Raw genomic sequence first — 14,333 nt, forward strand, 5'->3', positions numbered from 1 at the left:
ACCCATGGCGTATCAACTGAACCTGAACTGGCCGGAGTTTCTTGAAAAATACTGGCAAAAACAACCCGTTGTGCTGAAAAATGCCTTCCCGAATTTTGTCGACCCCATTACCCCTGATGAACTGGCGGGTCTGGCGATGGAGCCGGAAGTTGATAGCCGCCTGGTAAGCCATGCTAACGGCAAGTGGCAGGCGAGCAATGGCCCGTTTGAGCATTTCGATAACCTCGGTGAAACCGGCTGGTCCCTGCTGGCGCAGGCGGTGAACCACTGGCATATGCCCGCAGCAGAGCTGGTGCGTCCGTTCCGCGTCCTGCCGGACTGGCGTCTTGATGACCTGATGATCTCCTTCTCCGTCCCGGGTGGCGGCGTTGGGCCGCATATCGATCAGTACGATGTGTTTATTATCCAGGGGATGGGCAGCCGCCGCTGGCGCGTGGGGGACAAGCTGCCGATGCGTCAGTTCTGTCCGCATCCGGCCCTGCTGCATGTCGATCCGTTTGAGCCGATCATCGACGAAGATCTGGCCCCGGGCGATATCCTCTACATTCCGCCTGGATTCCCGCATGACGGCTTCACCCATGAAACCGCGCTCAACTACTCTGTCGGTTTCCGCGGGCCGAACGGTCGCGATCTGATCAGCAGCTTTGCCGACTACGCGCTGGAGAACGATCTGGGCGGCGAACATTACAGCGATCCGGATCTGACCTGCCGCGAACACCCTGGCCGCGTGGAGCAGTACGAGCTCGATCGCATTCGCCAGATGATGATCGACATGATTAGCAAGCCAGATGATTTTACGAAATGGTTTGGCAGCTTCGTCTCCACGCCGCGTCACGAGCTGGATATTGCCGCCGCCGAGCCGCCGTATTCCGCAGAAGAGGTGCTCGACGCGCTGCAAGGGGGCGAAACGCTCTCCCGCCTGAGCGGGCTGCGCGTGCTGAACATCAACGGCAGCGTCTTTATCAACAGCGAACAGCTGGAAACGGCGGATGTGAACGGGGCGGACGCGCTGTGCCGCTTCACCGAGCTCGGCCAGGCTGAGCTGGGCGATGCGCTGAATAATCCGGCGTTTGTGGAAGAGCTGACCGGTTTGATTAACCAGGGCTACTGGTTCTTCGACGAGTAACAGCAGGCGGCGTTTAGTCAGGCTAAACGCCGCCAGGTTCAGACCAGCATATTACAGGCCTTCCAGTAGTTAAGAAGCCGCTCATCGTCGCGCTCTTTCTCCGCTTTGATTTTCATCGCCTGGGCGAGATTTTCTCGCGATACTTCATGGCCTTTTTGCACGATGTCTAAAACCGCTTCACCAAGAGCCAGTGAAATTTCTGCCCGATTATTGCGAATCGTCATAAATACCTCCTCGTTGGTTGCGATAATCTAATTATGAACGGGAAATAATCAGTCGGTAATAATTCATCTCATTCTTATTTTTCCATTTCGGCATTAAGTAGACTTAATATTCAGTTCTGTCAATGATGTTTCAAAATGCTAACAGGACGTTTAAGCCTGAATTTATGCGCTACAGTTAATTTCGTGCAACAGGCAAATAACCGAAACAGGAGAATAATTATGGTAGATAAAAGCGCAATTAAGGATCACACTCAGGTTGTCGCCAGCTGCGGAACGCACGTCGGGGTTGTGGACCATCTTGATGGTGAGCGTATCAAGCTTGCGAAGAGCGATCCGGAATCGGGCGGCAAACACCACTTTATTCCTCTCGGCTGGGTTGATAAGGTCGAAGATAATAAAGTTGTCCTGACCAAAAACCATAAAGAGGTTTTTGCTGAGTGGCAGGAAGCATAAATATATTTCTCGCAAGGAAATATATGCCTTCGCTCCGGCTTCGTCCGGAGCGTAATAGTGTCTGCGCCCGGTGATTGCTGCCATTACAAATGGATGATACTGTTTTGCCTGTCCTTTCCCCGATGCAGGCCCCGAATGATGCTCCAGAGTGAAAATAGATCAGCGAAACGCATATTTTTAGTTGAAGATTTTCAGGTATTCGGCGAGCGCTACGGCATCGACTACCGTTTCCCCCAGTTAAAAGAGGCGCAGGTCAGCGGTAGCCCCGTGTTGCAGGGGAATGTTGAAGAGATGATGCTCTCGTCCGGCATTTCGCTGACCCACTCCGACGTACGTGTATTACAGCCCTATGAAACCACCTCTCGCCACAGCAGCCCGCTCTATATGCTGGTGGTGCTGGAAGGGTGCGTGACGCTCACGCTCAATGGTATCAATTATCCCGTCCGCCCGGGCATGGCGTTCAGCTCACGTCTGAGTGAAGATCAGGTGATGAGCGCGCGTCACGATGCCGACAGCACGCTGAAAACGCTCTCGTTTGGCGTCTACCCGCACGATGCCGGACGTGAAGCCCTGCTTGAGTCATTGCTTCTGGAATGGCAAAGCCTGAATGCACCCGCGTTTGTCTGGCAGGTTCCCGAGTTTGTGATGTCAGGTATTCTGCATGCGCAGCGGCAGGGGGGAAGCGTGCTCTCACGCAAGCTGTTGCTGGAGGGGCTGATGTATCAGCTGCTCGGCCATGGCCTCAACCAGCGCCAGCAGCCTTGCCCGCGGCGGCCTGAGCATGCGCGTCTTGAACGCGTGCGGAGCCTGCTGGAACAGTCTCCTGAACGGGATCATACTCTCGCGCAGCTGGCAGCCCTTGCCGCAATGAGCCCAAGCAGCCTGCGCAGCAAGTTCCGTCAGCGCTACGGCTGCACGCTTTTCGATTACCTTCGCGACTGTCGCCTTGCGCTGGCGCGCCGCTATCTGCTGGAAGGCCACAGCGTGCAGCAGGCGGCTTGGATGTGCGGGTATCAGCATGCCACCAACTTCGCCACCGCGTTTCGTCGTCATTACGGGATTTCACCGGGGGACGTGCGCAAACTCCGCTAACGTAATTTCTCCTGTCGCGCGAATGCATTCCGTGTGGTTTAGCATCGCGCATACGTAACCTGGCGGCACGCATAGCCGTTTGCACGCTCAAAAAGGTAATAATTCTTATTAACAATAAGAAATATCTCTGGAGAGGGTTATGTTTGCTAAATCGCGTCTGGCACTGCTGGTGGGATGGGTTACCGGTAGCGTTGCTTTTCCTTTACTGGCGCAGGATGCCCAAAAAACTGACACCGTGGTGGTGACCTCGCAGATGCAGTCTGCGGCCACCAAGCTTGAAACACCGGATATTGAAACCCCGCAGTCGGTCTCTATCGTCACTCGCGAGCAGTTCGAAGAGCAGGGCGCAACCAGCGTGCGTCAGGCCGTGAGCTACACGCCGGGGGTCTACAGCAACCAGATCGGGGCGTCAAACCGCTTTGACTACATGGTGCTGCGCGGCTTCTCGGACGGCAGCCTGGACAACGTCTACCTCGACGGCCTGAAGATGATGGGCGACACCAACTCCCACAGCTCGCTGGTGGTTGACCCGTGGTTCCTGGACAGTATCGAAGTCGTGCGCGGTCCGGCCTCCGTGCTCTATGGCCGCTCATCGCCGGGCGGGATTGTGGCGCTCACCTCCCGTAAGCCATCGTTCGATCCTGGCGGGGAGATCAAGCTCTTCGCCGGTAACAATAACCAGCGTGGGGCGATGTTCGACGTCACTGGCCCGGTTGATGATAACGACCGCGTGGCGGTGCGCCTCAGCGGGATGACCCGCTATGCCGATTCCCAGTTCGATCCGCTGAAGGAAGAGCGTTACGCCCTGATGCCGAGCCTGACCTGGCGTATCACCGACAACACCCGTCTGGATCTGATGGCCTACCTGCACCGCGATCCGGAAGGCGGCAGCCACTCCGGCCTGCCATATGAGGGCACCGTTGTACCGCACAGCGGTAAGAAAATCTCCAACACCTTCTTCGAGGGCGAGGACGATTACGACAAGTACGATCGTCGGGAAAACATGGTCGGCTATAACATTGAGCACCTGTTTGACAGCGGCTGGTCCGTGCGCCAGAAGCTGCGCTACCTGCACACCAAAGTCGAGCTGAACCAGGTGTATGCCGCAGGCTGGCTGAATGACACCGAGCTGAACCGCGGCTATTCCGGCTCCGACGAGAAGATGAACGCCATCACCCTGGATAACCAGGTCGACGGCAGCTTCGATACCGGGGCGGTAAACCACCGCGTGCTGATCGGCATGGACTACCAGGACCGCACCAACAACGTCACCGGCTACTACGGCGGCTTCCCGCCGATTGACGCTTTCCATCCTGTTTACGGCGCGAAGCCGGACTACATCACCCAGTACAGCAGGGAAAAACACAAGCTGCGCCAGACCGGCTACTACCTACAGGATCAGATGTCCATTGACCGCTGGCGCCTCACGCTGGGCGGGCGTTACGACCAGGTGAGCGTGTCGAACGTCGACAACTTCAACCACACCCGCAGCGATCTGGATAAAAATAACTTCAGCAGCCGCGCGGCGCTGCTGTATCTGTTTGATAACGGCGTTGCGCCGTACGTCAGCTACTCTACCGCCTTTACGCCGACCAGCTTTGCCGACGAGCAGGGCAACATTTTGGATCCGATGAAGGGCAAGCAGTGGGAAGCGGGTGTGAAGTATGAGCCGGAGGGGATGAACAGCCAGTTCAGCGCCTCGGTGTTCCGCATTAACCAGAAGAACATTGCCACTAAAGAGGAGCCGACCGATCCGTACCGTTCCATCGGTGAAATCGAATCCGAAGGCGTTGAACTGGAGGCGATTGGTCAGCTGACCGACAGCCTGCGTATGCAGGCCGCGTACACCTACACGGATATTCGCTACAAGAAGAGCAGCCCGGAAGAGGAGGGCAAGCGCGCCGTTTATGCCCCGCGTAACATGGCCAGCGCCTGGCTGAGTTACGACGTCAAAACCGGCCCTCTGGACGGCCTGACCGTCGGCTCCGGCGTGCGCTATGTCAACGGGATCGCCAGCGATCGCCAGAACACCCATACGCTTCCGTCGTACACGCTGGTGGATATGACCGTGGGGTATGACCTGTCGAAAGTGGGGCTCACGGGCGTGAGCGCGCAGTTGAACGTCAATAACCTGACGGACAGAAGCTACGTCGCGGCGTGTAACTCGCTCTCTTACTGCTACTTCGGTGCAGAACGCAGCATTGTTGGCAGCGTTTCGTGGAAGTTCTGAGTCGTTGACCATTGCCCGGTGGCGGTTTCCACCCTCTCCCTTTGGGAGAGGGTTGGGGTGAGGGCAACAGGCCGCACTACTCCTCCATCGCAATCACAATTGCCTCGCCCATCTTCCTCAGCGCTTCGCGGTTCTTCTCCGTCGGCGGCAACGCCACGTTGATCCGCAGGCAGTTGCGGTACTTCCCGGAGGCAGAAAACAGCGACCCGGCCGCAGCCTGGATCTTCAGACGGCACAGCTGCTTGCTGACGCACACCATATCGACCGTCTCCGGTAGCTCAACCCACAGCAGGAAGCTTCCTTGCGGGCGGGTGACGCATATCTCTGCCGGAAAATACTGCCGCACCCAGCAGGTATAGGTTTCCATATTCTGCTGATAAATCTGACGCATACGGCGCACGTGGCGATGGTAATGGCCGTCGCGAATAAACGCCGCCACCGCCATCTGCGTGCCCGGCACGTTAAACCCGCCCGCGGCGTACTTCATGTGCATCACCCGGTCGTAATAGCGCCCCGGCACGATCCAGCCGACGCGCAGGCCCGGCGCCACGGTTTTGGTAAACGAGCTGCATAAGAGCACGCGGCCATCTATGTCCATAGAATGAATGGTGCGCGGACGCGGGTACTCCGCCGCCAGCTCGCCGTAAATGTCATCCTCAACAATCACGATATCGTGCCGCTGTGCCAGGGCTAAGACCTGCTTCTTGCGAGACTCCGGCATGATAAACCCGAGCGGGTTATTGCAGTTCGGCACCAGGATCACCGCCTTGATCGGCCATTGCTCCAGCGCCAGCTCTAACGCCTCGATGCTGATCCCGGTCTCGGGATCGGTGGGAATTTCAATGGCCTTGATGTCAAAGCCGCGCAGCATCTGCATGGTGCCGTGAAACGATGGTGACTCGACTGCCACGATGTCACCCGGCTTGCACACCGAGAGCAGAGCGATCGACAGCGCGCCGTGGCAGCCGTTGGTGATGACAATCTCGTTTGCCGCCACGGTGGAGCCGCCATCCAGCATCAGACGGGCGATTTGCTCGCGTAGCTCCAGGCGCCCGTCGAGCACGTCATAGCTCAGCATTTCGCCCGGATTATGCTGCGCAATGCGGCTCATCTCACGCCACAGCGGCTTCAGGCTCGGTTGGTTAATGTCCGGTGAGCCGCCGCCAAAGGAGATCATCTCTTTGTCGGCGCGGGCGTCCAGCAGCATCATCACTTCGTCCCACTGGGTGACGTCCACGGGGCGCTGTACCGGGCGCGTCATCGCCGGGACGGGCGGCTGGGCTTTGCGTTTCGAGACAAAATAGCCGGAGCGCGGCTGAGGCGTAATCAGCTGGCGGTTTTCGAGGATCTGGTAGGCCTGCTGTATGGTGCTGATGCTCACGCCGTGCTCCTGGCTCAGCGTGCGTACCGACGGCAGACGTTCACCGCTGCGATACAGCCCTTGTTCGATACGTTCCGCCAGGAGGTTGGCCAGATGTTGATAGCGCGTCATGCTGTATCCTTTTTTTTCACCATACAGAGCATTAAACCAGTACAGATTGATGGGTAAACCACCATGCAGATACCGTTTTAGCGGATCTGTATGGTAAACAAAAGCAGTTTTTGAATCTGTATTGTACTGGCCGTTTTCCATGATGATAACTCCACTGGCACAGCGAGGAGAGCATCATGGAATTCTACGAGAATCGTTCAAAACGTCCGTTTATCGCGTTTGTCTGGGTAGCGAAAACGCTGCGTAACTGGTATCGCATCAACCGTACCCGCCGTATTCTGAGCCAGATGAGCGACGAGCAGCTCAAGGACGTCGGGTTATCGCGATATGATGTGTGAGCATAGGGTTGCCCGGTGGCGCTACGCTTACCGGGCCTACAGGAGACCGTTGGCCGGGTAAGGCGCAGCCGCCACCCGGCGGTTTTCAGCTCAACAGCGCAAGCGTCTGCCGTTTCGGCCTTTCCAGCAGCTCAACCGCCTCCTGATATGACCGCACGTTGTTATAGCCCATCACCAGCCCGTAGCGTTTGCCCGACCCGCGATACCACGCCGAAAGCGCATTGACCTGCAATTGCTGTTCCTGCCAGCAGCGGGCGATCTCCCGGTCAGCGCTTCCCTTTGCGAGGAACGCGACAATATGCATTCCACCGTCGTTTTGCTCGGTGAAGAACAGATCACCATAGACCTCACGCAGGGCGGCAATCATCCAGTCGCGGCGGGTTTGATAGAGCGCGCGCATCTTTTTCAGATGACGGAAAAAATGCCCCTCGTTGAGAAAGGCTGTGAGGATCTTTTGCGTCAGGACCGGCTGGCCGCTGGTGAGGATGTCCGCGCTGTCGGTAAACGCGCCGACGGTGTTGGCGGGCATCACCACGTAGCCCATGCGCAGTGAAGGCATGATGGTTTTGCTGAAGGTGCCCATAAAGATCACCCTGTCATGCTGGTCGAGGCTTTTCAACGACGGCAGCACTTTGCGGGTGTAGTGAAATTCGCCGTCATAGTCATCTTCGATAATCCACGCCTCGTTTTGTGACGCCCAGTCGAGCAGCTGCTGCTTGCGCGGCAGGGAGAGCGTCACCGCCAGCGGGCTCTGGTGCGACGGGGTAACGATGGCGAAGCGGGCATCGTGGTGATTACGCAGCAGGTAGTCCGTATCCATCCCTGCGCGATCGACCGGGACGGTGTGCAGGCGGGGCACAATGCGCTTGAGCAACTGCTGGCCCATAAAGTAGCCCGGATCCTCAAATACCACCTTATCGCTGCGGCTGGCGAGCGTGTCGAGGATCAGGCGCAGGCTGCCGCTGTAGCCGCTGGTGATCAGCACCTGTTCTGCGGTGCAGGACAACCCGCGCGAGATATTGAGATAGCGGGCAATTGCCTCGCGCAGCGGATACCAGCCCAGCACCGGCGGGTTGAGCATTTCATCCTGACGCATGGCGCGCGTCGCCTGGCCTGCCAGCAGCAGCCATTTTTTATAGGGGAAGCTGTCGAGCGCGGGAATGCCGGGGCGCAGAAAACCGGCCCGTTCGCGCTGGCTAATCAACGACGCCGGCAGCGTGCCGGTCGCTTGTTCTGCCGGAGCGTTTTGCGCGGGCAGCAGAAGATCCGGATTCACCCGCGTCCCGCGCGCGCCCTGGCTTACCAGATATCCTTCTCCCGTCAGAATGGCATAGGCTGTTTCAACGGTTTTTCGCGCCACCTTCAGCTCTTCAGCCAGCACGCGGATGGCAGGCACTTTGTCGCCGGGCTTCAGTACGCCGCGCGTGATGTTATCGCGATAGCGGGTATAAATGTCGTGATAGCCTGGCTTCATGTCCTACCTCATTTCAGGTTTTTTGTGTCTTTTTACTATGTCATTAACGGCGTAGATTTGCCTCATCGCATGATAAAAACCGCACAAAAAAGAGGAAAGACAATGAGCACCCGCGTAAACCACCACAAAGCCACACCTGCACTCGCCAACGCGCTTTCCGCCCTGAGCATGGAAGTGGCGAAAACCTCCATTGATCCGGCGCTAAAGCACCTGATCGACATTCGCGTCTCGCAGCTGAACGGCTGTACCTTCTGCCTGGATATGCATTCGAAAGAGGCCAAAATTGCCGGCGAGCGCGAGCTGCGCCTGTACCATCTGGCGGCGTGGCGCGAGTCCCCGCTGTTCAGCGCCCGCGAGAAAGCCGCGCTGGCCTTCACCGAAGCGCTGACCCAGATTGGCGTTCACGGCGTGAGCGACGCGCTGTACCGCAGCGTGGCGGAGCACTTCTCGGACGTGGAGATTTCAGAGCTGAACTTCGCCATCGTAGCGATCAACGCCTGGAACCGCCTGGGCATTACCTCCCGCATGGAGCCGGGCTCGCTGGATGCGGCATATGGGCTGAACAAGGCTAACCTGGAGTAATCCCGCGCTCGCGGATTATCGCCACCAGCGCCCGTAAGCCTGGCGGGACGTGACGATGGCGAGTGGGGGATTCGGGCGTTTATGGAGCCGAGGTCGATTGTGGGTTAAACCCTGCCCGGTGGCGCTACGCTTACCGGGCCTACAAAACACCGTAGGCGCAGCGCCATCCGGCAAACACTTCGCTCCATACCGAAGCATCCATACCATTAGTCCCGCATTCTCTCCATATCATCACAACGGAGAGACCTTCATGATCGCAGTCCTTTTCGAAGCTAAAGCTGCACCGGCGCATCAGGCGCGCTATCTTCAACTTGCCGCAGAGCTTAAGCCTTTGCTGGCCGATATCGACGGCTTTATTGATATCGAACGGTTCCAGAGCCTGACGACCGACGGCAAAATCCTGTCCCTTTCCTGGTGGCGGGATGAAGAGGCCGTCCGCCGCTGGAAGCAGAACGTCTTTCATCAGGCGGCGCAGGCCGAAGGACGGGCGTCGATTTTTTCTTTCTACCGTATTCGCGTGGCGCAACTGGTGCGGGAATACAGTTCCGAAACCGGAGGGCACGCGGATGTATGACGTTCATGTGATTTTCGACAACAGGCCCGGCGAGCAGGGTGAAATTGCGGCGGCGCTGGAACAGGCCATTGCCGCTGTAGCGGCTACAATGGCCGATCCGTCGCGCGTGAAGATGCTCTGTGCTCTGATGGACGGGCGGGCGTGGACGGCTACAGAGCTGAGCGTGGCGGCAGACGTTGCGCCGTCGACCGCCAGTGGGCATCTCGCGCGGCTGGTGGAGGGAAAGTTGATTACCTGCCTGTCTCAGGGGCGGCATCGCTACTATCGCCTGGCGGGACACGACGTGGCGGCGCTTGTCGAGCAGATGATGGGGCTCTCCTGGAGCCGCATCACGCCGCCGGAAACCTCCGCGCCAAAAGCCCTGCGCGAAGCACGAACCTGCTACGACCATCTTGCCGGAACGGTGGCGGTGCATATCTATGAATTCATGCAGGCGGAAGGCTGGCTTGAGGCAGACGGTTCAGCGCTCACGCTACATGGCCGCGAGCAGTTTCTGAAGCTTGGTATTCCGTTAAATCCCAATACCCGTCGCAAGGCGTGCTGCGCCTGCCTGGACTGGAGCGAGCGGCGGTTTCATCTTGGCGGTGAGGCGGGCGCTGCGCTGTTGATTTATCTGGAAAGCAAAGGCTGGATCCAGCGGGTGGCGGGGTACAGGGAGGTGGTGGTGACGGCTTCGGGGAAAAGTGCCGTCAGGAAGCATTTTAGCCGCTAAACGCCGTTGCGGGCTGATGCCCTCACCCCGACCCTCTCCCACAGGGAGAGGGAGAACATTGTTTCGCAATTCCTGCTCTTTCACCTCGCGTTTCTTGATACTTACCCTGATAACTATTATCGTAATGGCGTACTACGAGAGGATTCCCCATGAGTGAAGAAGATCTGTTTAACCGCAGGCCGATGGGCATGCGGATGGCGATGATCGTGCGTCAGTGGCGCGCAGTCATCGACGACGCCATTCTCGACACCGGGTTAACCCAGTCGAGCTGGACGGTGATGATGCAGCTTCATCAACTCGGGGATAACGTCTCGGTCAGCGAGCTGGCGGAAGTGCAGGGGATTGAACTGCCTCCGCTAATGCGTACGCTGACACAGCTGGAAAAGCAGGGCTACCTGCTGCGCACCGTCTCGCCGTATGACAAGCGTATCCGGCTGCTGACGCTGACGCCTGAGGGAAAAGCCATTCTTGAAAGGCTCTCTCAGGTGATTGAGACGTATCAGGCGCGCGTATCGCAAAACATCGCGCCGGAACATATCGATATTTTCAGCGCCACACTCAATCAAATCGCCTGCAATTTGCGGACAATCCGCGAAGAAGATAATAAGACCGAAAAATAATGACTCCTGAACAAAAGTTTGCCCGCTGGGTAAGGGTGAGTATTGCCTCTTTCCTGCTGATGTTTGTCTACTTTATCGTCGCGGATATCTGGATCCCGCTGACGCCGGACTCCACCGTGATGCGCGTGGTGACCCCGGTGTCTGCCCGCGTCTCCGGGTATGTGGCGGCGGTACATGTCCACAACAATAGCCAGGTTAAGAGAGGCGATCTGCTGTTTGAGCTCGACGCCACGCCGTTTCGCAATAAGGTCGAAGCGGCGCAGATTGCGCTGGAACAGGCGCGTCTGTCTAACGATCAGCTGGACGCGCAGATTGCCGCGGCGCAGGCCAGCCTGAAAACCGCGGTGCTGACGGCGCGTAATGACAAAGTTACCTTCGACCGCTACCAGAAACTGAGTACCTTGCAGAGCGTGTCGCAGGCGGATCTGGATAAGGTCCGTACCACCTGGCAGAGCAGCGAGCAGTCCGTCAGCTCGATTCAGGCGAATATTCATAACCTGCGCATTCAGCGCGGCGAGCAGGACGAGCACCACAACGTGACGCTGCAAAAATACCGTAACGCGCTGGATGAAGCGGAGCTGAATCTTGGCTGGACGAAGGTCTACGCCGAGGCGGACGGCACGGTCAGTAACCTGCAATTAAGCCCCGGTTTTTACGCCTCGTCCGGTTCGGCTGCGCTGGCGCTGGTGAACACCCGGATCGATATCGTGGCGGATTTCCGCGAGAAGAGCCTGCGGCATACCCACCAGGGGATCGACGCCGCCGTGGTGTTCGACGCCTTCCCGGGGCAAGTTTTCCGTGCCCACGTCACCAGCAGCGACGCGGGGATCCTCGCCGGACAGGAGGCCGTAAACGGTCAACTTTCTGAACCGGAAACCTCCAACCGCTGGGTGCGTGATGCCCAGCGTATGCGCATTCACGTGGCGCTGGACGAAGCCTTACCGAAGTCGCTGCCGACCGGCGCGCGCGCCACCGTGCAGCTCTACAATAGCGAAGGGCCGTTTGCGCGATTCTTCTCCGGGATGCAAATCCATCTGGTGAGCCTGCTTCACTATGTCTATTAGCACCCTGGCGCGGGTATTTACCCCGCACGGCAACATCGTCTATACGGCAAACGACTTTCGCCAGACCCTGCGTATCGTCTTTGCCGGGATGATTGCGCTCAGTATTTCGAGTTTCTACAACACCAGCTACGGCGTGTTTTTTGTGGTCTATCCGATCATGCTGCTCTCGCTGGTGCCGGTGTTTAACCGCCACGTGGCGAAGCAGTTTATCTTCAGCGCCTCGCTGAACTGCATCGAAATGGTGTTTATCATCGGCTATCTGTCCCAGTGGCCGGTCATTATGACGCTGATGGTGTTTGCCCTGTACGTGATGCGTTTTCGCTTTATGAGTAAGGGGCCGCTGTTCCTGTTCGGCTCGATGGGCGTGGTTTGCCAGAGCGTGATGCTCAACTTTATGAGCTACCCCACCACCAACTGGCACACGCTTTTATTCTCTAACATCGAAGCGAGCGTAATGGCGGTGTGCCTGAGCGCGCTGATGAACTACCTGCTGCCGGACGTGGAGCCGCGTAAGCCGCCGCCGCTGATCGAGAAAGATGACGCCCGCGTGCGCCACGAGTCTCTGCTCTCGGGCACCGTGGCGACGCTGATTTTCGTGGTGTTCCAGATGAGCGACTTAAGCGATTCGCTTTCGGCGCTGATGGCGGGCATTCTGATCCTGTTCCCGATGCACTATCGCGGCTCGGTTATCAGCTCCATCTGGCGCGTAGTCGGCGTGGTGCTGGGGTGTCTCTATATCCTTGTCGTCCAGCTTATCCTCTACGATCACAGCAGCCATATGCTGCTGATGATGCCGCTGATTGGCCTTGGACTGGCGTTTGGCGCGCGTCTGCACGTAATGGAGAAGGTCGGCGCCGGGGTAGGCTTCGCCAGTATCACCACCATCGGCATTATGTTCGGGCAGAACATGCACCCGGACAGCGACCTGGTGTTCAGCGATCTGTACCGCATCACCTCCGTCACCTTCGCGCTGGTGGTCACGCTGACGATGGTCTTTCTGGTGCACCTGATCCTGAACCGCTTCGAGGCGACGCGCTACGTTATCGCGCCGCCAAAAGCGGATTAATGCCCCAGCACGGCGGGCAGTTGCGAGAGCAGAAACAGGATCAGGCCAATTGTTCCGCCCACCAGGGTACCGTTAACGCGAATGAACTGAAGATCTTTACCGATATTGAGTTCTATCTGGCGTGACATGTCTTTGGCATCCCAGCTTTTCACCGTGTCGCTGATATGGCGCGTCAGGAACGCGGCGAAATCCGGCGCCACGCGGTGCGCGGCATGCTCCAGATGCTCATTCAGCGACGCCCGCAGGCTGGCGTCGTTGGTCAGCGTTTCGCCAAACCACAGCCCGGCGTTGGCGATACGCTGCTTCACGCGGGAATCATCGCTCTGCATGTCATTTTTCAGCCACTGGCGCAGGTCAGCCCACATTTCCCCCAGATAGCGGTTAAAGGCTTCGTCATTCTTCAGGTAGTGTTTGATATTCTCGGCTTTTGCCGTCATCTCCGGATCGTTTTTCAGATTGTCGATGAACTTGATCGTGGCGCGGTCAAACGCCTGACGGATCTGGTGCGTGCGGTCGTGGCTGATATCGTCCAGTAGCGTGTTCACCGCGTTCGACACCATCTCCGCGCTTTGATCGCCCAGCCACTCGGTGGGCAGCACCATCGCCTTGCGCGGATGCTCGGTCTTAAGCCAGTGGACGATCTGGTCGGCAATAAATTCCCGCGTGCTTTCCCGCTGAATCAGGGTAATCAGGCGGTTGATGATGGCGTCCAGCAGCACCTGGTGACGGTTGTTTTTGGTCATGCTTTCCAGCATGACGGCGCTGGTCTCGGTTAGATCGACTTTGTCGATAGCCTTGTGCACGGCGCGTTTGAGCAGGCGCTGAATGCGTCCATCGTCGGTAAGTTCCAGAAAACCGCTCATCACCTGCACCAGATGCTGCCCCACGCGCCGGGCGTTATCGGGCTGGCTGAACCAGGTCCCAATCATCTGTGCGGGCTCGTAGCGACGGATAAGATCGACAAGGGATTGCGTATCGAGAAACTTTTCCTGCACGAACTGGCCGAGATTGTCGCCGATGCGGTCTTTATTGCGCGTGATAATCGCCGTATGGCGCGAGATAAAGGGAATTGGCACCCGGCGGAACAGCGCGACAACGGCAAACCAGTCCGCCAGCGCGCCGACCATCGCCGCTTCGGCAATGGCCTTTACGCCGCGCACCCAGAAGGTTTGCGGCAGGAACAGAGTGGTGATAAACGCTGCGACGGCAATCAGCAGCAGCGACAGCGCGAGAAGCTTGGCGCGTTTGAGTTCGGTATGTTTTTCCATGGGTTAAGGATAGAGGGT

At 57.9% G+C, this 14,333-nt stretch carries 15 protein-coding genes; 11 read left to right on the forward strand and 4 right to left on the reverse strand.

Annotated features, from left to right (window positions below; translation table 11 throughout):
• Positions 1-4: 4 nt before the first annotated feature.
• The gene (locus ACQG1Y_RS02975; protein WP_015572567.1) at positions 5-1,126 is read left to right on the forward strand and encodes a cupin domain-containing protein; all 1,122 of its coding nucleotides are present in this window, start codon (positions 5-7) and stop codon (positions 1,124-1,126) included.
• A 38-nt stretch (positions 1,127-1,164) separates the two neighbouring features.
• On the opposite strand, the gene ACQG1Y_RS02980 is transcribed toward ACQG1Y_RS02975, so the two are convergent.
• Positions 1,165-1,350 carry a hypothetical protein gene (locus ACQG1Y_RS02980; protein ID WP_023295865.1) on the reverse strand — a complete coding sequence of 62 codons (186 nt, stop codon included), beginning with the start codon at positions 1,348-1,350 and terminating at the stop codon, positions 1,165-1,167.
• A gap of 219 nt (positions 1,351-1,569) precedes the next feature.
• Between ACQG1Y_RS02980 and ACQG1Y_RS02985 the strand changes: the two genes are divergently transcribed.
• From ACQG1Y_RS02985 to foxA, 3 genes are all read left to right on the forward strand, one after another.
• Entirely contained in the window at positions 1,570-1,803 is a 234-nt protein-coding gene (locus tag ACQG1Y_RS02985; RefSeq protein ID WP_003863067.1) for a DUF2171 domain-containing protein, read from the forward strand.
• Between the two features lie 135 nt (positions 1,804-1,938).
• The gene (locus ACQG1Y_RS02990; RefSeq protein ID WP_426736664.1) at positions 1,939-2,895 is read left to right on the forward strand and encodes a helix-turn-helix domain-containing protein; all 957 of its coding nucleotides are present in this window, start codon (positions 1,939-1,941) and stop codon (positions 2,893-2,895) included.
• 121 nt (positions 2,896-3,016) lie between these two features.
• Positions 3,017-5,125 (forward strand): ferrioxamine B receptor FoxA, encoded by a 2,109-nt coding sequence (foxA, locus tag ACQG1Y_RS02995; RefSeq protein WP_103270103.1) that lies wholly within the window; start codon positions 3,017-3,019, stop codon positions 5,123-5,125.
• Between the two features lie 76 nt (positions 5,126-5,201).
• On the opposite strand, the gene ACQG1Y_RS03000 is transcribed toward foxA, so the two are convergent.
• Positions 5,202-6,617 (reverse strand): PLP-dependent aminotransferase family protein, encoded by a 1,416-nt coding sequence (locus ACQG1Y_RS03000; protein WP_026080655.1) that lies wholly within the window; start codon positions 6,615-6,617, stop codon positions 5,202-5,204.
• Positions 6,618-6,793: 176 nt separating this feature from the next.
• On the opposite strand from ACQG1Y_RS03000, the gene ACQG1Y_RS03005 reads away from it, so the two are divergent.
• Positions 6,794-6,955, forward strand: a complete 162-nt coding sequence (locus tag ACQG1Y_RS03005) for a DUF1127 domain-containing protein (protein WP_003863073.1) — start codon at positions 6,794-6,796, stop codon at positions 6,953-6,955.
• An 85-nt stretch (positions 6,956-7,040) separates the two neighbouring features.
• Here ACQG1Y_RS03005 and ACQG1Y_RS03010 read toward each other — a convergent pair whose 3' ends face one another.
• Complete coding sequence (locus ACQG1Y_RS03010) at positions 7,041-8,429, reverse strand: PLP-dependent aminotransferase family protein (protein WP_032670618.1); 1,389 nt, start codon at positions 8,427-8,429, stop codon at positions 7,041-7,043.
• 102 nt (positions 8,430-8,531) lie between these two features.
• Here ACQG1Y_RS03010 and ACQG1Y_RS03015 point away from each other — a divergent pair, with 102 nt between their 5' ends.
• The 6 genes from ACQG1Y_RS03015 (at position 8,532) to ACQG1Y_RS03040 (ending at position 13,047) form a co-directional block, all read left to right on the forward strand.
• The gene (locus tag ACQG1Y_RS03015) at positions 8,532-9,011 is read left to right on the forward strand and encodes a carboxymuconolactone decarboxylase family protein (protein WP_010427243.1); all 480 of its coding nucleotides are present in this window, start codon (positions 8,532-8,534) and stop codon (positions 9,009-9,011) included.
• 250 nt (positions 9,012-9,261) lie between these two features.
• Positions 9,262-9,585 (forward strand): antibiotic biosynthesis monooxygenase family protein, encoded by a 324-nt coding sequence (locus ACQG1Y_RS03020; RefSeq protein ID WP_003863082.1) that lies wholly within the window; start codon positions 9,262-9,264, stop codon positions 9,583-9,585.
• On the forward strand, positions 9,578-10,297 hold the full coding sequence (locus tag ACQG1Y_RS03025; protein WP_058688944.1) for an ArsR/SmtB family transcription factor: 720 nt from the start codon (positions 9,578-9,580) through the stop codon (positions 10,295-10,297). Before ACQG1Y_RS03020 ends, ACQG1Y_RS03025 begins: the two co-directional genes overlap by 8 nt.
• Positions 10,298-10,446: 149 nt before the next feature.
• Positions 10,447-10,917, forward strand: a complete 471-nt coding sequence (locus ACQG1Y_RS03030) for a MarR family winged helix-turn-helix transcriptional regulator (protein WP_033486706.1) — start codon at positions 10,447-10,449, stop codon at positions 10,915-10,917.
• A complete protein-coding gene (locus tag ACQG1Y_RS03035) occupies positions 10,914-11,981 on the forward strand; it encodes an HlyD family secretion protein (protein ID WP_368740768.1) in 1,068 nt (355 codons plus the stop codon). Before ACQG1Y_RS03030 ends, ACQG1Y_RS03035 begins: the two co-directional genes overlap by 4 nt.
• Positions 11,971-13,047: a DUF2955 domain-containing protein gene (locus tag ACQG1Y_RS03040; RefSeq protein ID WP_063413568.1), complete on the forward strand. Its 1,077-nt coding sequence runs from the start codon at positions 11,971-11,973 to the stop codon at positions 13,045-13,047. The genes ACQG1Y_RS03035 and ACQG1Y_RS03040 overlap by 11 nt, the downstream gene beginning before the upstream one ends.
• Here ACQG1Y_RS03040 and ACQG1Y_RS03045 read toward each other — a convergent pair.
• Positions 13,044-14,315, reverse strand: coding sequence for a DUF445 domain-containing protein (locus ACQG1Y_RS03045; protein WP_426736665.1), 1,272 nt, complete (start codon positions 14,313-14,315; stop codon positions 13,044-13,046). The genes ACQG1Y_RS03040 and ACQG1Y_RS03045 overlap by 4 nt on opposite strands.
• Positions 14,316-14,333: the final 18 nt, after the last annotated feature.

This window comes from Enterobacter cloacae complex sp. 397G4 (genome assembly GCF_050031515.1).
Taxonomy (GTDB): Bacteria; Pseudomonadota; Gammaproteobacteria; order Enterobacterales; family Enterobacteriaceae; genus Enterobacter; species Enterobacter hormaechei_C.